Below are 24,288 nucleotides of genomic sequence, written 5' to 3' on the forward strand. Positions count from 1 at the left end.
ATGGTATACTATAAACCACGAGTTCGCGGTTGCGTCGAAAAGTGGGCGTCCCCCACTTTTCTTGTTGTTAGCGCGATCATCGGGCGGTTGAGCGACCGCGCAAGCACGACGCTGAGGATACGATGAAAAGCGACTTTTATGCGGCAATCTCTCAGATTGCCTCCGAACGCGGTATTCCAAAGGAAGCCATCGTCGAAGTGATGGAAAAAGCGCTGGCGACTGCCTATCGTCGGACACTGGGACCGAACCCGCCGCCAATGGAGATCTCGGTCCGGCTCGACCCTGTCACCGGTATGGCGCGTGTCTATGCCGAAAAACAGGTCGTCGACGATGTCTTCGATGAGCGCTTCGAGATCGACCTGGAGAGCGCGCGCAAGATCAAGCCCGACGTCGAATTAGGCGAGTCGGTTGTGGTCGAGGCAACGCCCAGGGATTTCGGGCGGATTGCCGCACAAACGGCGAAGCAGGTCATTCTTCAGGGAATCAAAGAAGTCGAGCGCGAGCATATCTACGGCGAGTATATGGATCGCGAGGGCGAACTGGTGACCGCGACGGTGCAGCGGATAGCGAAGGGCAACGTCATCCTCGAAATGGGGAAAGCCGAGGCTATTCTGCCGCCGAAAGAGCAGGTCGAGACCGATCGGTACTACCACGGGCAGCGCCTGAAAGTCTATCTGATGGAAATCCGGCGTGAGGATCGCGGTCCGAAATTGATCGCGTCGCGTGCGCACAAAAATCTGATCACGCGCCTGTTCGAGATGGAGGTGCCGGAGATTTATAATGGCGCGGTTGAGATTAAGTCGATAGCGCGCGAGCCGGGCATCCGCACAAAAGTGGCAGTCGCCGCGCGCCAGGAGGGAATCGACCCGGTCGGCTCTTGCGTCGGTATGCGCGGGATCCGGATCCAGAACATTGTCAATGAACTAAATGGCGAGAAAATCGATGTGGTTCAGTGGTCGTCCAATCCGAAAGAGTTCATTGCCAATGCACTGTCGCCAGCGCAGGTGGTTGAGGTGCAACTGCGCGATGATGAACACGCGGCGACGGTGATTGTGCCGGATAAGCAACTTTCGCTGGCGATCGGCAAAGAGGGGCAGAATGTGCGCCTGGCAGCAAAATTGACCGGATGGCGCATCGATATCAAGAGTGCATCGGCGTTGCTCGATGAAGAGCGCGCTGCTGCCGAAGCACGCGATGCTGCGGAAGCCGAGGCGCTGGCGACTGAAGCAGCGCTGGCGACGGCGAAAGTCGAGACGCGCAAAGTCTATGCCGATGGCACGATCGTCTATCGCAAGCACCGCTATGGTCCGCTCGGCGATGATCTGGTCGGTGAAACGGTTCAGTTGCGCGCGACGCCGCAGAAACTGTACATCTATCGCGGTGACCGCCTCGTGGCCTCCTATATTCTGGTTGAAGAAGACGACGACGAAGAGGATGAAGACGAGGAGTAGTGGCTGATAGTCGTGAAGGGTGCATCGCGCCCTGATCGGAGTACAGCAGTGACGCAGACGGCAAAAAAGAAGAAAGGACCGCGTCAGAAGCATGTGCCGCAGCGTACATGCGTTGCCTGTCGCCATACCGATGCCAAGCGCACGCTGATTCGTCTGGTGCGCGACGCTGACGCTCGGGTGCATATCGATCCGACAGGAAAACGAAATGGGCGTGGCGCTTATCTGTGCAACGATCCGGCGTGCTGGGATCAGGCGCTCCGACGTCATGCACTGGAACGTGCACTGCGGGTAAGTGCACTGCATCCTGATGATCTGGCGGCGCTTGAGGCATACGCACGAACCCTGCCGTCGGTGACGGGTGTGAAGTAGGTCGGTTGCTTCCTCCGCCAGAGCCAGAGCGAAGCACTGCTGATAGAGTACAACAGAGCGTACCAACCGCGGGCCTGGCCTGTAGTGAGGAGGAACGACAATGAGTGACATGCAAATCTCCGGTTATCAGAGCGCTATTAATGCGCGGCATTATATCCAGTTCGCTGGCGGCGGGCGCGGTCCGGGCAATCCGGGTGGCGGGCGCGGTCCGGGCAATCCGGGCGGCGGGCGCGGTCCGGGCAGTCCAGGCGGCGGGCGCGGTCCGGGCAGTCCAGGCGGCGGGCGCGGTCCGGGCAGTCCGGGTGGCGGGCGCGGTCCGGGCAATCCGGGTGGCGGGCGTGGTCCAGGCGGCGGGCGCGGCGGTGGGCGCGGCGGCGACGGTCGCCGCCGTGATGAGAGTTTTGTTGAAAATGAAGGGGGGCGCGGCAATCGGAGCGGACGTACGACCAGCACCGCGACAACCGCGCGTACTCCGGGCGGATTGGCGCGTCCGACAACCACTGTGCGCGCGCCTGTGCGCCCGAAAGGACCGATCGCGCTGCCAGTGACAATGACGGTGCGCGAGTTCTCGGAGGCGACCGGCGTCGGCGCTTCTGAGATTTTGAAGGCGCTCCTCAAGGCTGGCGTGGTCGCTAATATCAATCAGCAGATCGACTATGAAACCGCTGCGGTGATTGCTGCCGATTTCGGCATCGAGACGGTCGAATATGTGCCGCCGCAACTGGAAGGGGTCGTTGAGAATATCCGCGATGTGCTGGCTGCACAAGATCCGAAGGATATGAAACCGCGCCCGCCGGTTGTCACCATTATGGGTCACGTTGACCACGGGAAGACGAAACTGCTCGACGCGATCCGTTCAACACGGGTGGCGGAGAGCGAGGCTGGCGGCATCACGCAGCATATCGGCGCCTATCAGGTTGAATTGCACGGACGGAAAATCACCTTCCTTGATACGCCAGGGCACGAAGCGTTCACTGCAATGCGCGCGCGCGGCGCCCAGGTGACCGATATCGTGGTGCTCGTGGTTGCTGCCGACGACGGGGTGATGCCGCAGACGCTGGAGGCGATTTCACACGTGAAAGCGGCGGGCGTGCCGATGATCGTGGCGATCAATAAAATTGATGCGCCCAACGCCAATCCGGATCGCGTCCGCCAGCAACTCGCCAACGCCGGTGTGATTGTCGAGCAGTTCGGCGGCGATGTTCCATCGGTTGAGGTATCTGCCAAACTGAAGAAGAATATCGATGGGTTGCTCGAGATCATTCTGCTCGTCGCCGACCTGAATGAGTACAAGGCGAACCCCAACGCGCCAGCAGTCGGAACGATTATCGAAGCCGAAATGGATCGCACGCGCGGTCCGGTGGCGACCGTGCTGGTGCAGAACGGGACACTGCGCCTGGAAGATAATGTGCTGGTTGGAAGTACGACCGGCACGATCCGCACAATGTTCAACGATGCGGGAAAGCGTCTGCGTTTCGCCGAACCGGCAACGCCGGTGGTCATTCTTGGTCTGCATGATGTGCCGCAGGCGGGCGATATTTTGCAGGTCATGCCCGATCTGGCGGTGGCGCGCGAGATTGCGCTGCAACGACAACGCAAGCAGCGCCTCGAAGCCATGGCAACCTCGCGCGGCGTCAGCCTCGATGGACTGTTCAGTTCCATCCAGCAGGGAAAAATCAAAGAACTGAACATCATCCTCAAGGCGGATGTCCAGGGGTCGATTGGCGCAATCGAACATGCCCTGAGCCAGCTCAACACCGATGAGGTGCAGATCAGGATTATTCATCGCGGCACCGGGACGATCACCGAGAGCGATGTGAACCTGGCGATTGCCTCCCATGCGATCATCATCGGCTTCAATGCCCGCCCCGATCCGGCGGCGCGCCGGCAGGCTGAACAGTACGGCGTCGATATCCGGTTCTACAATATCATCTACCAGTTGACCGAAGACATCAAAAAGGCAATGATCGGTATGCTGGAACCGGAGTATCGTGAGGTGACCGAAGGATTCGCTGAGGTGCGCAATACCTTCCGCCTCCCAACCCGTGAGATTGTGGCGGGTCTGTATGTGACCGAGGGGAAGATTTCGCGCCAGTACAATGTGCGTGTTCTGCGGAACGGCGTTGTTCTGCACGACGGGAAGATCGCCAGTCTGAAGCGCTTCAAGGATGATGTGCGCGAAGTGCAGGCGGGCTATGAGTGCGGCTTGATCGTTGAAGGGTTCAACGATATTACGCCCGGCGATACGATGGAGTTCTATCGCAGGGAGCGTGTGGAACGAACAGTATGAGTAAGCGCACCGAACAACTTGGTCACGAGATCCAGCGGATCCTGGGAGAGGTCATTCAGTATGAACTGAAGGACCCGCGGGTTGGGTTTGCGACGGTTGTGGGGGTTGAGGTGACTGCCGATCTGCAGATCGCGCGGGTGCGGATCTCGGTGATGGGAACGCCAGATGAGCGGCGGGAAACGATGGCGGCGCTTGAACGCGCCAGAGGCTTCCTGCGCCGGCGCCTGGCGGAAGAACTGAACTATCTGCGCTTCGTGCCAGAATTGCGGTTGATCCTCGATACGTCTGTTGATTACAGTCTGCATATCGATGAACTGCTTCGGCGCGCCGCTGAAGAGCGCGCCGACTCCCCTCCCCAGCAACCTGAAGATGACAAACCGGCGGAGTAGCGGGTTGGTTTGCGATTGCCTGCGTCTGGAAATGGATGCGCAATGACGACGGTTGCGACCCCGGTCGATGTGTATTACAAAAAGCGGATTCCGTACACCTGTCGGGGACAGACGTTCGCGTTCGATGTGGCGCACACGCTTTTTTCGTCCTATCAGGTCGATGAGGGGACTGATTTGTTTCTGCGCACGATTGCGCCAGACTCACCGCAGACGATCCTCGATCTGGGATGTGGGTGCGGTGTGATCGGGATCGTTCTGGCGCGCTGGTTCCCGCAGGCGCGCGTTATTTTAGCCGACCGCGATCTCCTGGCGGTGCGTTATGCCCGTCATAATGCTGCACTCAATCAGACCCCCAATGTCGAGGTGATCGGCAGCGTCGGGTTCGAGCATATTCCCGCGCTTCCCTTCGATCTGATCGTCTCCAACATCCCGGCAAAAATTGGCGATGAGGCCATCGAACGCGAGTTCATTCTCGATCCGCTCGACCATCTCCGTCCCGGCGGCGACTACTGGTTTGTGGTGGTCAGCGGACTCAACCGCCTGATACCGGCGCTGGGGCGTCGCCACAACCTGCGCCTGAAAGAAGTCAAGAAGCGTGCCGGACATACGGTTTATCACATCCACAGGGTGCCTGCATGATCTACAACGATCCAGCTCTTGCAGCAGCGCCGCTTGCTGAACGTATCGCTGCCGCGCAGCACATTCTCATTCTGACGCATATCAACCCCGACGGTGATGCGGTCGGGGCGACGCTGGGCATGTGGCACGCGCTTGGCGCCCTCGGCAAACAGCGCACGGCGATCCTCATGCCGCCTGTGCCGGGGTATACGCAGTGGCTCCCCGGCGTCGATCAGATCATTCTCTATCAGTCAGGGATGGCGCTCCCGCCGGTCGACCTGGCGATCCTTGTCGATACAGCGCATCTGACCCGCATCGGATCGATCTACGATGAGCATGCGGCGTTCCTGGCAACACTGCCGGTTGTGGTGATCGATCACCACGTAACGAATGATGGCAGTGCGACGTTCAACCTGATCGACCCGGACTCCGCCTCCACCTGTGACCTGCTCTATCGGCTGTTCTGCGCCATGGGAGTGGATATCGACAGGACAATCGCCACCTGTCTGCTGCTCGGGCTGACGACCGATACCCAAAGTTTCCAGACGAACGCCACCCGTCCGGCGTCGCTGCGCGCTGCGGCTGCGCTGCTCGAAGCCGGCGCCGACCATGCGCAGATCATTCGGGCGGTGTACTATGGGTTGCCCGCAAGCAGCGCGGCGTTGATGGGACGTGCGCTCGCCGGATTACGCTGTGAGGATGGCGTCGCCTGGGTGACGGTGAGCAGGGAGATGTTCGCGGCGACCGGCGCTGAGGAGGAAGCGGCGGACGAAGTCATTCGCGTGCTGCAACGCATCGGCGAGGCGCGGGTGATGGCGCTGTTCAAAGAACGTCACGATGGCACGACGAAGGTGAGCCTGCGGGCGCGTGCGCCGCTGAATGTGGCGGATATTGCGCAGCGCTGGGGGGGTGGCGGGCACGCGCAGGCAGCGGGCGCCAATATCCCAATGACGCCAGCAGATGCCGCCGATGCCGTGGTTCCGCTGCTCAAGGCGCTGGCTGCGCGCGATCTGCCCTGACCCGGGTTATCAACATGCACGGATTTCTTAACATTGATAAACCCGCCGGTATGACATCGCACGATGTCGTCGCCCGGATTCGTCGCCTGAGCGGGCAACGGCGCGTCGGGCATGCAGGCACGCTCGATCCGGCAGCGACCGGAGTGCTGGTTGTTGCGCTCGGCGGGGCAACCCGGTTGATTGAGTATGTTCAGCATCAGACGCTGAAACAGTATCGGGCGACCGTGTGCCTGGGTGTGACCACGACAACCGATGATGCAGACGGCGAGATTATTGCCCGGCATCCGCTTCCGCCGCTGGACCGGGAAACGGTCGAACGCGCACTGGCGCCGTTGCGTGGAACGATCTGGCAGACGCCGCCCATGTATGCGGCGCTGCACCATGAGGGACGACGACTGTATGAACTGGCGCGCGCCGGTGTGACGGTCGAAACGCCGCCGCGACAGGTGCATATTGAGCGTCTCGACCTGGTCGCGTTCGATCCGCCGCTGCTGACGCTCGATGTGGTGTGCGGCAGTGGAACGTACATTCGCGCACTGGCGCGCGACCTGGGGGCGGCGCTGGGGTGTGGCGCGCATCTCGCTGCGCTTCGCCGCACCGCAGTCGGCACGTTCCGTATCGAAGACGCACTACCGCTGAGGGTTCTGGAAGAGGAGGCGCAAGCCGAAGCGCTTCCGACAAGCGACATCGTGCGCCGACATCTTCTGCCGCCTGACATTGCCGTCGCCGACTGGTATGCCGTCCAGGTCGATGAAGCGAGCGCCCGACGCCTCCGGCACGGCATGCCGCTCGTCGCACCATCCGGCGCAGCGCCACGCGCACGCGCTCACGCTCCTGATGGGACGCTGATCGCGATTCTGCGTTTTGATGGCACATACTGGCGTCCGATAAAAGTATTCGATTGGACTGACGCATGAATATTGTTTACGGCCTTCCACAACCGATCAACGAACGACCGACCGTGCTGACCATTGGCGCGTTCGATGGCGTGCATCGCGGGCATGCCCACCTGATCAGCACGACCGTGCAACGCGCGCGTGCGTTGGGGCGTCAGGCGGCGGTGCTGACCTTCGATCCGCATCCGGATGTTGTTGTTCGTCCGGGGAAAGAGCGTCCCACGCTTACGACCGTCGTCGAGCGGGCGGAATTGATCGCTGCGCTTGGCGTTGATCTGATGGTCATCATACCGTTCACGAGAGAACTGATGGCGCTGACTGCGCACGAGTTTATGGCTCGCCTGTGCGGAGCGCTGGCAATCCGCGAACTCTGTATTGGCTGGGACTTTGCACTCGGTCGTGGTCGGGAGGGCAATGCTGAGCGTCTGGCGACAATCGGACAGACCTTCGGCTATACGGTGCATCGCGTTGAGCCGTTTCTGCTCGATGGCGAGACGGTCAGTTCAACGCGCATTCGCGCTGCGCTCGGTGATGGTGACATTGCTGCCGCCAATCGACTGCTCGGCTACCCGTACAGTCTGCGTGGTCCGATCGTCGAAGGTGATCGGCGCGGGCGAACGATCGGTTTCCCAACTGCCAACATCCATGTCGATCCGCGGCGTATGCTGCCAGCGCACGGGGTGTATGTCTGTCGTGCGCTGCTTGGCGGCGTCACCTATGGCGCAGTAACCAACGTCGGCGTGCGCCCGACCTTCGATGGATCGCGGCGAACGGTTGAGGCGTATCTGCTCGATTTCAGCGATGAGGTGTACGGCGAAGAATTGCGATTGATGTTCCTGCACCGTCTGCGCGGTGAGCAAAAATTCGATGGCATTGCAGCGCTGGTGGCGCAGATCAGCCGCGATGTCGCGGCTGCGCGCGACTGGTTGCAGGTACACGATATCGGCTGACCTGATGCCAACGGCACAACAACCATGAACCTGCTCGAAACCATCCGAATCGCGCTGAACAGCCTGGCAGCCAACAAGTTGCGCTCTGTGCTGACGATGCTTGGGATCATCATCGGCGTCGGCGCAGTCATTACGCTGCTGGCGCTCGGCGGCGCCATTCAGACGCTGGTCACCCGCGAGTTGCAGGGGTTGGGGTCGAACCTGGTTTTCCTGTTTCCCGGCACCAACGATCCTGAACAGAACCGGCGTGTTCCGCCGCGCCTGACGAATGAAGATGTTGCTGCGCTCGCCGATCCGCTCAATGTTCCGGCAGCCGCAGCGGTGGCGCCCCAGTTGACCCGTGGTGCGCTGATCGTCTATGCCGGCGCCAGTTTCGATGGACGTGTCGCGGGGGTGACACCAAACTATCCGCAGGTGCGCAACGCCAGAGTGATGAGCGGGCGCTTCTTCGATCAGACGGAGACCGACCTGCGATCACGGGTGGCAGTGATTGGTGCGGATGTGCGCACATCGCTCTTCCCCAACGAAGACCCGATCGGGAAACGCATCCGCATCAACGATGTCAGTTTTGAGGTGATCGGCGAAATGGCGCCGCGTGGCGGCAATTTTGGTCCCAGTGAAGATAATCTGGTGTTTGTGCCGATCACGACTGCGCAAACGCGCCTGTTTCCGCCGCCGTCAGGATCTGTGAGTCGGATTGATGTGAGCGTGGTCTACATTCAGGCAATCGATGAACGCAGCATCGATGCAGTGATCGATCAGGTCACCGACGTTCTGCGTCGCCGGAATGGATTGACCTATCAGGACAACAATTTCACGATCGTGACGCAGCAGGACCTGATCGCCTCGTTTGGGACGATCACCGGTGCATTGACGGCGTTTCTCGGCGCAATTGCAGCAATTTCACTGCTGGTCGGCGGGATCGGCATTATGAATATCATGCTCGTTTCGGTCACCGAACGCACCCGCGAAATCGGGTTGCGCAAGGCGGTCGGGGCGCGGCGGCGCGACATTCGTTTTCAGTTCGTTGTCGAAGCGACAACCCTGAGTCTGCTTGGCGGATTGCTTGGGATCGCGCTGGGGTATGCGCTCTCGGCGCTGGGAACGGTCTTTCTGCGGGGGGTGGCGGAAGGCGCCGAGGCGCGCGTGCAACTCGATGCGATCCTGCTTGCGACGCTCACATCGATTATTGTCGGGTTGATCTTTGGTATCTATCCCGCTATTCGCGCTTCGCGGCTCAACCCGATCGATGCGCTGCGGTATGAATAACGCTCAAATGCAGCAACCTGGAGCGGTGATCCGCAGTATCGGCGAATCATTTCCAAACGACCACGGATCTGCTCTTCCACAGTGATGATCGTCACTGCTACGCTGTCGTCGTTACCAAGTGCCTGATGGTCTTTGAGTAATTATTCCGCTATAGCCCGCGCAGGCGGGCTTCGCCTTGCCTGGCCAAGGGCTTATGGTCTTTGAGTAATTATTCCGCTATAGCCCGCGCAGGCGGGCTTCGCCCTGGCTAGCCGAGGGCTTATGGTCTTTGAAGAAATAATCCGGTATAGCCCGCGCAGGCGGGCTTTGCCTTGGCTAGCCGAGGGCTTCAGCCCCACGGCTAGCGCGGGATAGCGGATTTATTTCTCAATCTCCATCAGCCCCACGGCTAGCGCGGGATAGCGGATTTATTTCTCAATCTCCATAAGGCGTTGCATGATCACCGGATGAGCACGTTGCTGGAGCGAAATGTGATCGGTGTCGAGGATGTAAAGCGTCATGCAGCATGATCCTGAGGTAATTCCGGAGAGTCTTCATCGTCGTGCTCACGCCGATACCCGGACATAAGTTCGTCAAATTCAGCGGCAAAGGGGTCATCCTTGAATACTCCAGCAGTTTGAAGCCACGTTCGCTCTGTTTCAATGTCAAGAGGGACAATTCTGGCGTCTTTGAGGTGCGACGCGATCAATTGACGCAATGCATTCATCGCTTCGACTTCTGTATTGCCCTGAACCGTCATCGAGGGCCAACCAATTAATGAGGCAGTGACTCTGCCTGTCGGTTTGTTCTCAATCAGCACATACATTGTCATTGCTGCGCGTACCTTTCATATCTTCGTCACTTTCTATTCTAGCACAAGAAGCGCACAACAGGTCACGTTTATCCCCCTGATCGCACCAGCACCACCGTCTCCTCGTCTGCGTACACTTCGCGCCACACGTCGGCGCGGGTGCGGGCGTATTCCAGCAGCGGCGCCTGTTCTTCGATGCTCAGCATCATGCCGTCAATGCGGTATTTTGCCAGCAGCGCCTCAACTTCAACCCCCTGCCCCAGCAAGATGTAGTCGCGCCACTGCTCGAACGGATAGAGCTCGATGCGCGGATCGATAAAGACCTTCTGTTCCGGCGCTGCCCAGATCAGGTACGAACCGTAACTCATGGCATGAAACAGTCGCTGCGGGCGTTGCGGCAATTCCTGGAGCGCACGTGTCGCCGCAACCGGCGTGCCCTTTGCAATCAAGGCGCCGGTTTCCGGCGGCAAGAGGGCAGGCTTGACCCACGGCGAGCCGATCAGCAGGAGCAGCGCCAGCAGACCGATGAGCGCAGCATTCATTGCCGGGACGCCCTGGAACCGGCGTTGTGGCGGCGGTGGCAGCAATGTCGTCGCCTGAACCGCCAGGAGCGGCGTCGCCACAAATCCCAGCCACACGATATTGCGCGTGGCGCCGAGTGCCAGCCAGAGAAACGCGCCAAACAGCACCAGATCGGTCAGGTCGGGTCGGGTGCGCGCATAGATCAGTGTGAGAGCGGCGACGATCAGAAACAGGAAGAAGATGGCGCCGTTGATGTCCCGAACAGTCGGCGGCGACCACTCTGTGACCAGATCGGTCACCTGACTGCTGCCGATCAGGTTTGTCACATACCCCAGCACCTCAACGCCGCGCGGGTTGAGGAGCGTTGCGGCTGCGGTTGCCGCCCCCCACACGATGAGCGGTACATCCAGACGGGGACCCGGCGCGCCACGCCAGCGCTTGATGGTTTCGCCGGCGAAGACGATGCCGATCAGTCCTAAACCGAGCACAAACGAGCCATGCATATTCACCCACAACGCCATGAGGATCGGCAGCAACCACAGGCGACGCGCCATTCCAAGACGATACCCGGTCAGCACTGTTAGAAACCCGGCAAACAGCGGGAATACATACGTTTGCGGGCGGACCGTCCAGTTATCGAACGACAGTGGCATGGTCACCAGCAACAGGATCGCCACGCACGCCCGAATCCGATTGGTGCGCAGGATGCAGAGACGAAGCAGCAGCCCATATGCCAGCGCCAGCACCAGCGCCTGCACCACGATGATCAACGGCAATCCGCCGATCCGATGGATCAGCGCCATCAGCAGTTGCGCCAGCCATCCCTGATTGAAAAACGGCTCGCCAGCGCGGGTATAGGAGAAAAGATCGTTCTGCGGGATCGTTCCGGTCTCCAGGATCACGCGCCCGGTCGCCATGTGCCACCAGAAGTCGTGCGGCGGAATAGGGGTCAACAGGGGGCGCAGCACAATCAGCATCAACGCAGCTATGATGTAGACCTGATCGAGCGTCGGGCGCAGGCGGGTCTGCTGTTTTGCGACGGCGTCAAGCGTTGAAGGCGAGGTCATAGTCAGAGTGCTACCTTTCTCCGACACGTCGGTACAGAATACTATACCGATCCTCGTACTCGATAACCCAGGAAGGATCGGCAGCCAGTGCAGCGACGAGCGGCGCCTGCCGTGATCGACTGAGCAGCGCCCGATCAATGCCGTACTGTTCGATCAGCGTGCGATACGCACGCGCTTCGCCGAGCGCCAGGTAATCTTCCCACAGCGCCAGCGGGTAAAGTTCGACGCGCGTATCGACGAACACCTGTGGCGCAGGAAGCGCCCAGATCAGGTACGAACCATACGCCATATCGTTGAACAGCCGACCGCCGGGATGATCACGCAGGTATGCCGCCGCGCCGATCGGCGTATCGGCGCTGTAGATCAGCGGCGCGCCGGGCACATCGGCGAACAAACCCCGGTAGGAGTCCGGCAGGTTGAGTGACGACTTGAACGGTGGTTGCAGCGCGCCGATCCCAAGGATCAGGGCAAGCGCCATGATTGCGGCGAACAGGTCTCCGCGTTGCGCAGCGACTCGCGGCGCAGGACGCGCCAGACACTGCGCCAGCATCGGCATCGCCAGCATGCCGAACCAGACCACATAGCGCATGCCGCTCCACGCCAGCCACAGGAAGGCGCACAACAGCAACGTATCGGTCAGGTTCAAACGCCGCCGACCAAGCGCCAGCGCAGCGATCAGCAGTAACGTCGCCAGAAAGAACGCCTGACCTGCCAGGCTCCGCACGGTCGGCGGTTGCCACTCGTTCACCAACCCCTGGCTCGGCGGATCGGTCAATAATTTCACTACATATGCGAAAATATCGACGCCGATCGGATTGACGAGCGTGGCGGCCAGGGTTGCCAGCGCCGCTGCCGCAAGTGCTGCCAGGCGGCCGAGATCGGGCGCATCCGGTTGTCGCAAGAGCGCTCGCGTCCCCTCGCCGATGCCGTACAGCGCCAGCAGCGCCAGCCCCAACACGAATGAGCCGTGCGCATTCACCCAGAAAACCATCAGCGGTGGCAACGCCAGCAGCGCACGCCATCCCACCTGCTTTGTCGCATATGCGCCAAGAATGATCGCATACGCCATAAACGGCGCCCATGCCCAGTTTTGCGGGCGCGTCGTCAGATTGTTAATCGTCATCATCCCTGCCAGGAAAACCGCCAGCCCGGCCAGGCGCCACGAACCGCTGCGTCGCCAGGCTTCCAGCAATACCAGCGCAAACGCGAGCGTTCCCAGGATATTGCGCGCCAGCACCGGACCCTGCAACCCGCAGAGGAGATACATCTGATAGAAGAGCCAGTCGCTGAGCCAGGCAGCATAGACGAACGGCTGATCGGGCGGAACAGTCCAGGCAAACATGTTGGTGCGCGGCACACCCGTTTCGGACACAAGCCGCCCCACCCGCAGATGCCACCAGAAATCGTGCGGATCGGTTGGCGCCAGCGCGATCAGCGCTGCCACCACAGCCAGGGGGATCAAGCCATACAGATGAATGAGCGCAGGGAACGGCGCATTGCGCACGAGTCCCCCGACGGCATGAAGCACAGACGTGTTCGCGCGACGCACAACCGTATCAATCGTTGCTCTGGGTCCATGCCGAGTGCGCCCCGAAACCAGCGAGGAGCGCTTCCCGGCAGACATTTTGTTGCCATTTTGCTACCTTCTCGCGTCACGATTGTGATCGCGCAGGAAGCGATGTGACGAGTATAATGGACAGGCGCTGGTAGATCAACCGCGCCGGTTCCGGGTCTTTGTGCGCTGGCAAGGAGATCGCATGACGTTGCCGCAACCGATCACGCAAAAACGAGCGTCCGTGGATGTCGCACTGGCTGACTGCACGGTTGTTATTCCGACGTACAACGAACGCGAGAACATCGCGGAACTCATCCAGCGCATCCTGGAGATGTCGCGCTTCCGGGTGCTGGTCGTCGATGACAATTCGCCCGATGGAACCGCTGGCATCGTGGCGGATATGGCTGCCGATGAACCGCGCGTCGGACTGTTGCTCCGACCGGAGAAGCGCGGATTAGGCAGCGCCTATGTTGCCGGTTTTCGCCGCGCGCTTGCCGAAGGCGCAGCGTACATCTGTGAAATGGACGCCGATTTCTCACATGATCCGGCATACCTGCCGCAGTTGCTGGCAGCTGCCGAAACGCGCTACGACCTGGCGCTTGGCTCCCGCTATGTCCCTGGCGGCGGCACGACCGACTGGGGGATCGTCCGGCAGATGATCAGTCGCGGCGGCAACCTCTACGCCCGCGCGATCCTGGGATTGCCGGTCATGGATGCAACCGGCGGTTTTCGCTGCTATCGGCGTCGGGTGCTGGAAACCATCAATCTTGATGATATTCAGTCGAACGGGTACGCTTTCCAGATCGAACTGGTCTATCGCACCATGCGCGCCGGTTTTCGTATTGGCGAACTGCCGATCATCTTTCCAGACCGGCGCGTCGGGCGTTCGAAGATGTCGAAGCGTATCGTCCTCGAAGCGCTGATCAACGTCTGGCGGCTTCGGTTCCGCTCCCTATGACGGCAGGCGTCGAGGGTGGTATAATACCCGACGATTGCCCTTTTGTTCTGCCAAAACTGCGCTCTGGAGGCTGTTGTGACGGTGAATGATACTGCGCCATCCCTCAAAGAACTCTACGATAAATTGAATGCCGATCTGGAAAAAACGCGCCGGGAACTGATCGAGATCGAAGCGCTTCTGCGGCAGACATCCAACGAGGTCGAAAAACTCCAGCAGCGCGAACTCACCGTCTCGAATCGCCTGCGCGATCTGGATGTCAATGTTGATCGGTACAGCAAGGCGGACATTAAGAATTTTTATGCTTCGGCGCAGGAGGTGCAAATGCGTCTCCTGACGATGCGCAGCCAGCTTGAGCAGTTGCAATACCGTCAGCAGGCCGCCAGGCAACGGCAGAGTCAGGTGTTTGAACTGATCACCGCGCTCGAACCGTTGCTGGGTGTTGCTGCACCTGCCGGCGGCGCTCCCGGCATGATCGGAAGCGACCAGTTGATTGCCGATATTATTCAGGCGCAGGAAAAAGAACGCTTGCGCATTTCGCTTCAGATGCACGACGGTCCGGCGCAATCGATGAGCAACCTTGTGCTGCGCGCCGAAATCTGCCAGCGTCTGCTCGATCGCGATGTTGAGATGGCGCGCGCCGAACTTGGCGCCCTCAAAAATGCCATCAATGCCACCCTCCAGGACACGCGCCGCTTCATCTTCGATCTCCGCCCCATGATCCTTGATGATCTCGGTCTTGCGCCGACGTTACGGCGCTATGTTCAGCAGGTGAGCGAAAAGAACAAACTCGACATCAACCTGATGGTGCAGAATCTTGATATGCGCCTGCCTTCCCACTACGAAGTCGCCATTTTTCGCTTCATTCAAGAGGCGCTCAACAATGTCATCAAGCACGCCAATGCCACCCAGGCGCGTGTGCTCGTCAGCGTGCGCGATGATGTCGGTGGAACGCGCATGATCCACGTATCGGTCGAGGATGACGGCAGCGGATTCCACGTCAGCGACGTGCTGGCTGATGACAGCGGACGGCGCAACATGGGAATCGCCACGCTCCGTCAACAGGTCGAAACGCTGCTCCGCGGCGAGTTCGGCATCGAAAGCGCCATCGGGCGTGGTACGCGCGTCGAAGCGTTGATTCCCCTGCCGATGTAGGAATGCCAGAGAAAAGAACATCGCCTTGAAGCCAGCGGACTGTCCATGCCGTGTGGTCTTCTGATCGTTTTGCCAGGTTCTGCCTGTTATCGCTTCTACCCGTTATCGTATTGCCCAAAAGTCCTAGCCGTTTCCTAAGAAAGTATTCACAGAGTACCGTCTTTTTTTTGGGACTGATAGCCTATTGAGAATCAGGGATCGAATATCTATACTATAGACGTGGTTCATTTAGTTCGACCCAATTTCTAAGGAGGTTTCGCAATGGTTCGCAGTTTCTTCGCCAGGGAAGAAGGCCAGGGTCTGGTTGAGTACGCGCTCATCCTCGTGCTGATCGCCATCGTCGTCATCGGTATTCTCACCCTGCTCGGCAGCCGCGTCAGCCAGGTCTTCAGCCAGATCAACAGTGGTCTGACCCGCTAGTATCGGTTCGTTCTCGTCGGTCGCCGCCCCTCTGGGTATCCAGGGGGGCGGTTTCGTTGTTGGTTCGAGGTCGCCGCCTGCGCCCATCGGGTGACTGCCATACCGAATCCGGCATAGTCGTTTCGATTGAGAATGAAACATGATGCAGAGCCGTTATCTGCTGAACAGGCTGCGCGCCAGCGCACGCGGATGTGGAATGACGATGCTGTCCCGCAGAGCTTTCTTGGGCTACAGCGGGGCTTATAAAGAAAGATTGAGAATATAGACCGGTATTTGCCTCTTGCCGTGGGGCTCATGGAGATTGAGCATTATAGCAGTTCTCATAGAGGTTGAACCTCCTCAGACGACTGCGGCACGTGCGGGCTCAAGCCCTCCCTGAGCGCATAGAAGCCCCTGTGGGGCTGGCGTTTCGGTTATCCTTGCCGTATTCCGGGGGGACCGGGGTTGATCCAGCCCGCAGGGCTTGCCCGACCTCAGCCAGGGATTATGGAGATTGAAAATTAAATCCGCTATACTGCGCTAGCCGTGGGGCTGAAGCCCTCGGCTAACCAGGGCAAAGCCCGCCTGCGCGGGCTATACCGGATTATTTATTCAAAGTCCATCAGCCCGCCGGAGGCGAAGATGGAACGCTCCAGAAATCCAGTCAAGGGTTCAGCGTATCTGAGAACTGCTATAAACCCGGTATACTGCACTATCCGTCGGGCCCATGGAGATTGAGCATTTATAGCAGTTCTCACAAAGTTTGAACCTGATGGACAGGTTAAACGCTCCTGGGAATAGCGCACCCCACAAGGCGACCGAAATGAATTTCGGTCTACGCTCTGCCGGAAACGGGCGTCGCGCGCGACACGGCAGATATGAACGGTGTCAATGTATCTGAGAAATGCTGTAATCCGGTATTCGCCCTTGCTGTAATCCGGTATTCGCCCTTGTCGTCGAGCTCATGGAGATTGAGAACTATAGCAGTTCCCATAGAGGTTGAACCAATTGGACAGGGTTGAACACTCCCAGAATCGCGCTCCCAACACGGTGACCGAAATACATTTCGGTCTACGCTCTGCCGGAAGCGGGCGCCTCGCGCGATGCGGCAGACCCGGACAAGGGTCAACATATCTGAGAATTGCTATAAATCCGGTATGCGCCGCGCGCTGTCGGGCTCATGGAGATTGAGAAATACATCTGGTATGCGCCCTTGCCGTGGGGCTGAAGCCCTCGGCTATGGAATGCAAAGCCCGCCTGCGCGGGCTATGGCGGATTATTTCCTCAAAGACCATCAGCCCTCCCTGAGGACGGGGAAGCCTCTGCCTCACAGGGGTAGATTTTTCGGCAAGCCCCTGCGTGCCATCTCTTGTTTCAGCCATCAGGACGCCCAAACTCCCCCTTCTCCCCTTGTGGGAGAAGGGGGCAGGGGGGATGAGGGGCAAAGGCGCACGGGAATGCAGAACATCGCTCACCTCTCCCAAAAACTCTACATTTGAGAGGAAGCCCCTGCGGGGCTTGCTGCGCGCCGACGTCCCTGGGCCGCACCCCAGGGGATGGTCATCGAGACAGGCCATGCAACCCGCTGCCGCGCCGTCGGCGCTCCCGTTCGTGATGCTAACGCGGCGGTGCGCCGGTGCACCCGGATGCGGCATGACGGGATCGCATCGTGATCGCTGCGGCGCCGGATTGCGGCAATGCCCCGCCGCTGTAGCGATGGAGATGTCGGGGCACGGCATGCCCCGCCGCCGTAGCGATGGAGATGTCGGGGCACGGCATGCCGTGCCCCGACTCCGGGCAATGATTGCGCTGCCGCAGCGTCAGCCGGAAATGCACCTGAAGCCGTTGCTTCACTGAGCAAGTATGGCTGTCAGCGCAGCGCCGGTATCGGTGAGATCGGGGAGCACCACATCGGGGGCGTGCGTGCGCAGTTCTTCGACGCCAAACGGACCGGTTGCAACCGCCACGGCGCGCGCACCGACAGCGCGCGCGCATGCAATGTCGTTTGGCGTGTCTCCAACAATAACAATGTCGGGTCCGGCGAAGACACGTCCATAGCGTCGGGCAGCGCGCTCTGCCGCGATCAAGGGAAGATCCGTGCGGCGCGGACTGTCGCTGCCGTATGCGCCGCTCTCGAAGTCGAAAAACTCAACCAGACTCATCATGCGCAGTTTGAGGCGCGCTACCGGCGCAAGATTCCCGGTCAGCAATGACTGGACAACCCCCCCGGCACGCAGTTGTTGCAAGATTTCAATTGCGCCCTCCAGGACGCGCCCACGGGTGCGAAATGCGTCTTCCCACGCGCTCAGAATGTCCAGGTAGGCGGCGGTAAACTCATCAAGCCGACTGAGCAGTTCCTCCGGTGAACGTTCCGGGAAGGTCTCAAGGATGATCTGCTGATCCGTTTTGCCAGCGTAGGAGCGCCGTTCATTGTCGGATGGACGACCATAGACGCGCGTCATTGCGGCGCGCATCGCTTCGCCTGCAACGCCGCCACTGTAGAGCAGCGTGCCGTCAATATCCCAGAGAACAAGTTTATGTGCCGTCATGGTTGCGATGATGGTTGATAGCGTGGCGCTGGCGGCGCAGGCGGAATCGGGTCGAGTCCCAACACCGGCGCAAGGGGACCGACCAGGCGATCCACCAGCCATCCCAGACGCTGGAATTGTGGACCGAGTTCGGTGTCCTTGAGCGGTATTTCAACCGGTACGTTGAGGCGCACCGGAATGGTGACGTCATCGAGCGGAATATCCATCTTCAGCGCAATGCGCAGCGGCGTGCCCGCAGGCAGCGTCAGACGGATATTGTTGGCGCGCAGCCGGTTGCCGTTGCCAAGATCGATGTCGGCGCCGCTCAACTGCAACGGTACCGGTTCGACCAGGGTTACCGTCGTCTGCTGATCGACCGGCACGATCACGCCGGCGCCTTTCAACGGCAGCGGTTGATCGAGCGGGATTGTGGTGCGAATCGTCGCGCCCTGCAATCCGGCGACGATGCTGCGCAGTTCGGCGACATTATCGGCGGCAAACCCCTGTCCGAGCACGGCGGTCGATGTGATCTGCTGTCGCCATTGCACAATGAACCCGACGAGCAACAGCACCACTGCCAGCAGCACAATGTTGATCACAAATGATGTGATGATCAATGCCTTCCAGAAGGACGTCAGACGCGAACCGCGCGACTGCGGCTTGCTCTCTGCCTGCGAACGAACCTGACGGCTCCACCCGCCAAACAAACTTCTGGATCGGTGCGGTGCGGCGATCGCAGTGGACGATGAGTCTGGCGGACGAGAGTCTGAAGCGGCGCGACGGGTCTGCGTGTTAGCCATCTGGAAGCCTCCTTTGTGTGCATGATCGTGACGGTGGCGCAAACGCATACCGTCGCAAGTATATACCACTGTGTGTGGTAAATCAAGATTCAGGATGCCTCACCTGCCGCCGTGTCGCAATAAAGCCATCGCCTTACTGCTTCTGCTGCAACTTTTTGACCAGTTTCCAGCAGTTGTACCCGCCGCGCGTGCGATGGTAGCGTACTACATCGAGCGCTGCATACGCGATGCTCAATCCGTACCCGCTCTCCGGCAGGTCGGCGATGTCAACACTATCATCGGGCAGGTTCGTGGTGCAGGGCGCTGAACGGTACGGCTCGCCCTGATCGATCAGGAGCGCCTCGACGCGATCCGGAAAAAGGCGCAGCCGCAACCGCAACGGGCGCTCAGGCGTCTCGGGGGCATACGCATGGCGCAAACCATTCGCCACAACCTCCGCCAGCGCCGTCGTGAACAGGTGTCGCCACGTTTCAGAGGGCAGACAGTCGATGCGTGCTGCGTCTTCCCAGAAGCGTGCCAGCAGATGGTGCATGGCATCGAGACCCTCTGCCATCGTCTGTGTGGCAACCTGTGCTTCAATCAGCAGCGATCGAGGTGTAGCCAGCGCGAGCCTCCTCGATAGTTTCGTAGGGTCGCAACACCCGCTCAAGGGTCGTCAATTTCAGCAATGTGCGAATCTGCTCATTGGCGCGCGCGATCCGCAGATCGCCGCCCACCTGTCGCGCAGCCTTCAAGCCGCTGATCAGCGCGCCAAGCCCGGAACTGTCCACAAAACTGACCCGTTCCAGGTCGAAAATCAGCCGTCGCCGACCATCGGCAACCAGGTCGGCGAGATCACGCTTGACATCGGCAGCTGTCAGCAGATCCAGGCGACCTTCCATACGCACGATTGTGACCCCATCATCGCCCTGTTCGCTCTGGAGTATCATGATTCGGGTCTCCTGCAAATATTTCACCGCAAAGGCGTAGAGCTCACAGAGAAAAAATCTCTACGGCTGGTTTTCATCACGTTACCCCCAGCACCGATTATGAGAGGAATCCGCCATATCAGGCACCGCTATGCTGCCGACGCAGCCACCGGCATCGATTGTTCCTGTTCGTCCGGTTGATAGAGCGCCGCGTCGATCACCACGCTCAACATAAGCAAATCATACCCGATCCAGAAGACATTGACCAGTGTTGGAACGCCTTCAATCTGCCAGCCCAACGCCAGTCGCGTCAATCCCCAGACGGCAGCCAGCGCCAGGAGCGCCATGGTGATGAGCTGGATCCGCACCAGGCGCAATACGCCCCAGAGCGGTGCGCCTCCCTGTCGCACTTTCGGCGTCACCACAAAACCAAGCGGTCGTCCGGCGTACACATTGCCGATGGCGCTGATGACCGCCTGGATCCAGAGTGGGAAGAGCGCCAGACTGTACTGCCTTCCGCGCCAGGTGGGCAGTTTCCAGCCAGCCGCTGCGAAGACCAGTTCGTTTGTGATCAGGTAGGGCACGAGGCGCCAGAAAAACTCGTCCGCCTGCGTGCGCACCGGCAGCATGCCAAAGATCAGGTAGAAGATCGGCGCGGACAGGTAGATGACGCTGAAAAAACCGGAAAGATAACTCCACATGGTGGCAAAGTACATCAGGCGCTGTCCCCAGCGCAATCCCGGTATGAAAAGCGGATTTTCGCGCAGCATCACCTGGATCGTTCCCTGCGCCCAGCGGAGACGTTGCTGAAGCGCCGAGCGGAGATCCTCCGGCGCCAGACCGCGCGCCAGGATTTCGTGATGGTAGACGGAACGCCACCCTGCGGCGTGCAGGCGCATCGCCGTCGCCATGTCTTCGGTCACCGAGATCGTTGCCAGCGGCATCACCGGTTGCGCTTCATCGGCGCGGTCGATATCGACTGCCAGCAGCAACTCGCGCACGGTGGCGATGGCTGCCAGCGGCGAGCGTTCGCGCGTCGTCAGCGTGTGCAGGATCGCTTCGTCGTCGAGCGATCGGCTCAGCGTGGTCGTGAGATCATCATCCCCTTCGAGTCCTGGAATGGTCGTCAGTTCGTCGCGCAGGCGCGCCAGGTCGTCGGCGACGATCGGGCGCGCGGCGGCGGCGGCGCGTTGCTGGAAGTACCAGGTGACTTCCTGGATGGGGTGTCCCTCACGCAACATGCGACGACTCGTGCGCACCGCGGCATGCAATTCGTCAATGGCCGCCTGAAGCGCCTGGTTCCCGTTGGTTTTCACCTGCTGCGCAGCCTTGTGCAGCAGGGTATCGGCGGTGCGCAGGGCGCGCTGCACCCGCAGTTCCAGGTCACGCACATAATTGGCGATGCCGATCTGCATGAGCGCCTCGCGGCGCAGGACGGCGTTCGATCCGCAGAAGAACGCAGCGTTCCAGCCATCTTTCCCCTGCATGATCGGACCATAGAAGAGCGGCGCCTGACTGCCGAGCGGGTCGTCCGGGGGAACGTTGTAGAACCATTGGGGTGTTTGCACCAGCGCCACACGCTCATCAGCAAAGTATCCAAGCGTGCGATCAAGGATATGGGGTGATGGAATCTGATCGGCGTCCAGCACCAGCACGAATTCGCCATTGGTGTGGCAGAGGGCGTTATTCAGGTTGCCTGCCTTGGCGTGACGCTGTTTTCCTTTCCATTCCTCGGAGCGCACCAGATACCCGATGCCGATCTCTTTTGCCATTGCCCGCATCGCTGGCGAATTGCCGTCGTCGAGCAGGTAGGTGCGGTGCGGGTAACGAATATCGCGTGCAGCGATCGCCGTTTCGCGCACGATCTCGACCGGTTCGTTGTAGCAGGTGATGAAGACATCGACGGTTGCGTTGGGCGGCGGTGGCGGCGGTTCGCCGCGCTGCTTCAGTTTCCAGAGGGTCAGCCCAAACAGCCATGCGTCGATATAACTGTATGTTTCGGCAATCACCAGACCGATGGCGATGGGCCAGGCGGCCCAATTGATCGTTGCGGTGTAGCGCCAGCTCAGATACAGGAAGCCGAGGAGCAGATTGGCGGCAACGAGCACGCGCAGCAACCCCAGGCGCAATTCTGCGCGCAGATCGGGGTCTTCAGGCAGCAGTTTCTGGACGAAACGATTCATGGCGTTTTCCGTCGGATTCGTCGCCGCACCTGAATAGTCAGCAGAATACCAAGTGCGCTCAAAAACGCGCCGAGCAACACGGCGCCTGCGATCTGCCAGCCGGGCAAGCGCTCCAGCAGCGGTGTTTCGATCTGCGGCGTGAGACTGATCGGCGGGGGAGCGATATCTGATGCGCCAGCGCTGTTCTGGGGCGGCGCATCGGTGCGGATCAGCGCAAGCGGACCGCGCAGACGCTCGATGGTTTCACGGCGTTCAAATGCAGCAATCCCGATGATCAGATCGTCCGGCGTTGCACCGTCGATCAGGAGCAACGCAGCGTCGCGTTGCCAGGGCGAAGAGGTGAGTAGCAGGCGACATTGCCGGTTGTCGTCGGGACGGTAGACGACTGCCTGGGGTGGCGCCAGACGATCCGGTTGGCGGGCTATCGCTTCGGCGCTGATAGGATTGCGTTCCGCGCTGCCGATCAGGACGAGATGCCGCCCATTGCGCTCTTCCAGACGATCAGCGGTGATCAGTCGTGGCGCCGGAACGCTGTCGGTGTCCGCCCATCGACCTGATGCCGCTATCAGGCGCAACGCTGTGGCATACTCCGCTGTGTTGGGTTGTTGCGGCAACACCACGGTCAGCGGCAGACGGGAATCGATGCTCAGCATGGGTGTGGGAAACCGACCGAGATCGAGCGTCGAAATGACATCGTGCGGCAGACGCCACGCCGAGGTGGGGAGCAACGTCGCGCGCAGACTATTGCCATCGACGACAACGCACCCCTCCTCTGGCGGATCGAGGAACAGGCGCACAGTCAGGTCGAGGGTGCGTATCGGTCTGCCGTCGAGGGTTGTGGTGAGCAGATCGGCGGGCAGGGCGAACGAATACCGCTGAGGGCGATCCGTGTCGAACCGCAGCGGCTGCGCTCCCAGATCGATGCCATTGACGCTGGCGGCAATCCAGGACGTTTCACGGCGCACTGCCGGGGTCACTTCCATGTCGAGCGTCAGAGTGCTGCCGTCGCGTAAACGCCACCCGGCGGGGCGGGTGAACGCCAGGTCGATGCGGTGCTCACCAGGACCGTTCACAACCCGCTCCGGGACATTGAGTTGAGCGAAACTGGCCGCGCCATTCACCCAGGGCGCCGGCGTCGCTGTAGAGACGGGCGCGTCGGTGATTGCTACATACGCACCATCCAGCAGGGCGCGTCGTTCCGGCGCGACGAGAGTACGTGCAGCAAGGCGGACTGCCGCCGGGGTTGCGCCGGTGACGAGGAGGCGCGGCGTTCCGTCGTTCGCCAGCGCAAGGGCGCCGTGATCTGTCGGGATGGCAATACCGTTGATAGTCACCGCAGTTCCGTTCCAATCGATGGCGCCCCATGGCAGCATCCCTGCCAGTGCAGGCGCACTTCCAACAACGATGCTGGCTGTATCGGTCACGGTCGTCGCAACGACGAGACGCGGGTCGGCGCGAACGGCAGCCGCCCAGCGTCCCAACTGAAACGCAATCAGCCCTGCGGCTTCCAGTTCTTCAGGCGATGGTGATGGCGGGATAACCAGCGTCAGCGGTGGACGATCATCGGGCGGGGGGCGGAACAGGCGGTCAAGATGCTCCAGGCGGTATGTCCTGACCGGTCGCGTCGGCAGCACGAGGAGCGAGTCGCCGTGGATGGTCGCCCACAACGCCGGATTGCGGGTCTCCTCACACTCGTCGCGGGTCAGGCGCATCTGAAAACGTACCTGCACAAAGAACCCCTCGCCGCCGAACATGTCTGGCGGCAGCGGCACGGTCAATGATGCCCTCGTCCGGGTTTCTGGCGTCAGTCGGACGCTCTGCACCGACAGACCATTGACGATGATGGTCATGGTCGAGCGTTCCGGCAGCAGCAGCGGCGAGTGGCTGTAGATCAGTTCCAGGCGCGCGCCTTCGAGCGGTTCTTCACCGGCGGGAACCGGAAAGAAATAATCCAGACCGCCATACATCGTTCGCGCCGTCCGGTCGCCGTAACCGAGATCGGTGAAGCGATACGTCCCTGGTTCAGACGGCAATCGTGCCGCAGCCGCAGCGCTGGAGGGATCAGCGCTCATCACAAGGGCGCCCAGGAACAGAAGCGCCCATGCCAGGCTCACGCGTGTACAGATGCGGTGATGGTAACAGGAGAAGTACATTGGTTTCTCGTATTTATACCGA

General features: G+C 60.4%; 22 protein-coding genes. 12 read left to right on the forward strand and 10 right to left on the reverse strand.

All coding sequences use genetic code 11. The features are described 5' to 3' along the window. Positions 1-122 precede the first annotated feature (122 nt). From nusA to ROSERS_RS19380, 9 genes are all read left to right on the forward strand, one after another. Positions 123-1,451, forward strand: a complete 1,329-nt coding sequence (nusA, locus tag ROSERS_RS19340) for a transcription termination factor NusA (RefSeq protein ID WP_011958445.1) — start codon at positions 123-125, stop codon at positions 1,449-1,451. Between the two features lie 48 nt (positions 1,452-1,499). Next, positions 1,500-1,820 (forward strand): RNase P modulator RnpM, encoded by a 321-nt coding sequence (gene rnpM, locus ROSERS_RS19345; protein WP_041335816.1) that lies wholly within the window; start codon positions 1,500-1,502, stop codon positions 1,818-1,820. A 109-nt stretch (positions 1,821-1,929) separates the two neighbouring features. Continuing rightward, entirely contained in the window at positions 1,930-4,110 is a 2,181-nt protein-coding gene (infB, locus tag ROSERS_RS19350; protein ID WP_442969657.1) for a translation initiation factor IF-2, read from the forward strand. Continuing rightward, complete coding sequence (gene rbfA, locus ROSERS_RS19355; RefSeq protein WP_011958448.1) at positions 4,107-4,499, forward strand: 30S ribosome-binding factor RbfA; 393 nt, start codon at positions 4,107-4,109, stop codon at positions 4,497-4,499. Before infB ends, rbfA begins: the two co-directional genes overlap by 4 nt. A gap of 42 nt (positions 4,500-4,541) precedes the next feature. Continuing rightward, complete coding sequence (locus ROSERS_RS19360; RefSeq protein WP_011958449.1) at positions 4,542-5,138, forward strand: class I SAM-dependent methyltransferase; 597 nt, start codon at positions 4,542-4,544, stop codon at positions 5,136-5,138. Next, the gene (locus ROSERS_RS19365) at positions 5,135-6,136 is read left to right on the forward strand and encodes a DHH family phosphoesterase (protein WP_011958450.1); all 1,002 of its coding nucleotides are present in this window, start codon (positions 5,135-5,137) and stop codon (positions 6,134-6,136) included. Before ROSERS_RS19360 ends, ROSERS_RS19365 begins: the two co-directional genes overlap by 4 nt. Positions 6,137-6,150: 14 nt before the next feature. Beyond that, positions 6,151-7,053, forward strand: coding sequence for a tRNA pseudouridine(55) synthase TruB (gene truB / locus ROSERS_RS19370; RefSeq protein WP_011958451.1), 903 nt, complete (start codon positions 6,151-6,153; stop codon positions 7,051-7,053). Further along, positions 7,050-7,982: a bifunctional riboflavin kinase/FAD synthetase gene (locus ROSERS_RS19375; protein ID WP_011958452.1), complete on the forward strand. Its 933-nt coding sequence runs from the start codon at positions 7,050-7,052 to the stop codon at positions 7,980-7,982. The genes truB and ROSERS_RS19375 overlap by 4 nt, the downstream gene beginning before the upstream one ends. Before the next feature lie 24 nt (positions 7,983-8,006). Further along, positions 8,007-9,251, forward strand: a complete 1,245-nt coding sequence (locus ROSERS_RS19380; RefSeq protein ID WP_011958453.1) for an ABC transporter permease — start codon at positions 8,007-8,009, stop codon at positions 9,249-9,251. Positions 9,252-9,747: 496 nt separating this feature from the next. On the opposite strand, the gene ROSERS_RS19385 is transcribed toward ROSERS_RS19380, so the two are convergent. The 3 genes from ROSERS_RS19385 to ROSERS_RS19395 form a co-directional block, all read right to left on the reverse strand. After that, a complete protein-coding gene (locus tag ROSERS_RS19385) occupies positions 9,748-10,056 on the reverse strand; it encodes a hypothetical protein (protein ID WP_157041163.1) in 309 nt (102 codons plus the stop codon). Between the two features lie 74 nt (positions 10,057-10,130). After that, a complete protein-coding gene (locus ROSERS_RS19390; RefSeq protein ID WP_011958455.1) occupies positions 10,131-11,630 on the reverse strand; it encodes a hypothetical protein in 1,500 nt (499 codons plus the stop codon). A gap of 10 nt (positions 11,631-11,640) precedes the next feature. Beyond that, complete coding sequence (locus ROSERS_RS19395; protein WP_198136325.1) at positions 11,641-13,158, reverse strand: hypothetical protein; 1,518 nt, start codon at positions 13,156-13,158, stop codon at positions 11,641-11,643. A gap of 229 nt (positions 13,159-13,387) precedes the next feature. Here ROSERS_RS19395 and ROSERS_RS19400 point away from each other — a divergent pair, with 229 nt between their 5' ends. From ROSERS_RS19400 to ROSERS_RS19410, 3 genes are all read left to right on the forward strand, one after another. Continuing rightward, on the forward strand, positions 13,388-14,143 hold the full coding sequence (locus ROSERS_RS19400) for a polyprenol monophosphomannose synthase (protein WP_011958457.1): 756 nt from the start codon (positions 13,388-13,390) through the stop codon (positions 14,141-14,143). Between the two features lie 81 nt (positions 14,144-14,224). Further along, the gene (locus ROSERS_RS19405; protein WP_041335822.1) at positions 14,225-15,295 is read left to right on the forward strand and encodes a sensor histidine kinase; all 1,071 of its coding nucleotides are present in this window, start codon (positions 14,225-14,227) and stop codon (positions 15,293-15,295) included. Positions 15,296-15,556: 261 nt separating this feature from the next. Then, entirely contained in the window at positions 15,557-15,715 is a 159-nt protein-coding gene (locus ROSERS_RS19410; RefSeq protein WP_041334137.1) for a Flp family type IVb pilin, read from the forward strand. Between the two features lie 1,596 nt (positions 15,716-17,311). On the opposite strand, the gene ROSERS_RS26230 is transcribed toward ROSERS_RS19410, so the two are convergent. The 7 genes from ROSERS_RS26230 to ROSERS_RS19445 all read right to left on the reverse strand — a co-directional run bounded on the left by ROSERS_RS26230 (position 17,312) and on the right by ROSERS_RS19445 (position 24,266). Then, positions 17,312-17,530, reverse strand: a complete 219-nt coding sequence (locus tag ROSERS_RS26230; RefSeq protein WP_157041164.1) for a hypothetical protein — start codon at positions 17,528-17,530, stop codon at positions 17,312-17,314. Between the two features lie 14 nt (positions 17,531-17,544). Beyond that, entirely contained in the window at positions 17,545-18,243 is a 699-nt protein-coding gene (locus ROSERS_RS19420; protein ID WP_011958460.1) for an HAD family hydrolase, read from the reverse strand. Continuing rightward, complete coding sequence (locus ROSERS_RS19425) at positions 18,240-19,022, reverse strand: hypothetical protein (protein ID WP_011958461.1); 783 nt, start codon at positions 19,020-19,022, stop codon at positions 18,240-18,242. The genes ROSERS_RS19420 and ROSERS_RS19425 overlap by 4 nt, the downstream gene beginning before the upstream one ends. A 133-nt stretch (positions 19,023-19,155) precedes the next feature. After that, on the reverse strand, positions 19,156-19,575 hold the full coding sequence (locus tag ROSERS_RS19430; protein WP_232282682.1) for an ATP-binding protein: 420 nt from the start codon (positions 19,573-19,575) through the stop codon (positions 19,156-19,158). A gap of 22 nt (positions 19,576-19,597) precedes the next feature. Next, the gene (locus ROSERS_RS19435; protein WP_011958463.1) at positions 19,598-19,951 is read right to left on the reverse strand and encodes an STAS domain-containing protein; all 354 of its coding nucleotides are present in this window, start codon (positions 19,949-19,951) and stop codon (positions 19,598-19,600) included. Between the two features lie 128 nt (positions 19,952-20,079). Continuing rightward, positions 20,080-22,113, reverse strand: a complete 2,034-nt coding sequence (locus ROSERS_RS19440) for a glycosyltransferase (protein ID WP_011958464.1) — start codon at positions 22,111-22,113, stop codon at positions 20,080-20,082. Next, positions 22,110-24,266 carry a cellulose biosynthesis cyclic di-GMP-binding regulatory protein BcsB gene (locus ROSERS_RS19445; protein ID WP_011958465.1) on the reverse strand — a complete coding sequence of 719 codons (2,157 nt, stop codon included), beginning with the start codon at positions 24,264-24,266 and terminating at the stop codon, positions 22,110-22,112. Before ROSERS_RS19445 ends, ROSERS_RS19440 begins: the two co-directional genes overlap by 4 nt. Positions 24,267-24,288: the final 22 nt, after the last annotated feature.

This window comes from Roseiflexus sp. RS-1, assembly GCF_000016665.1.
In the GTDB taxonomy this organism is placed as follows: Bacteria; Chloroflexota; Chloroflexia; order Chloroflexales; family Roseiflexaceae; genus Roseiflexus.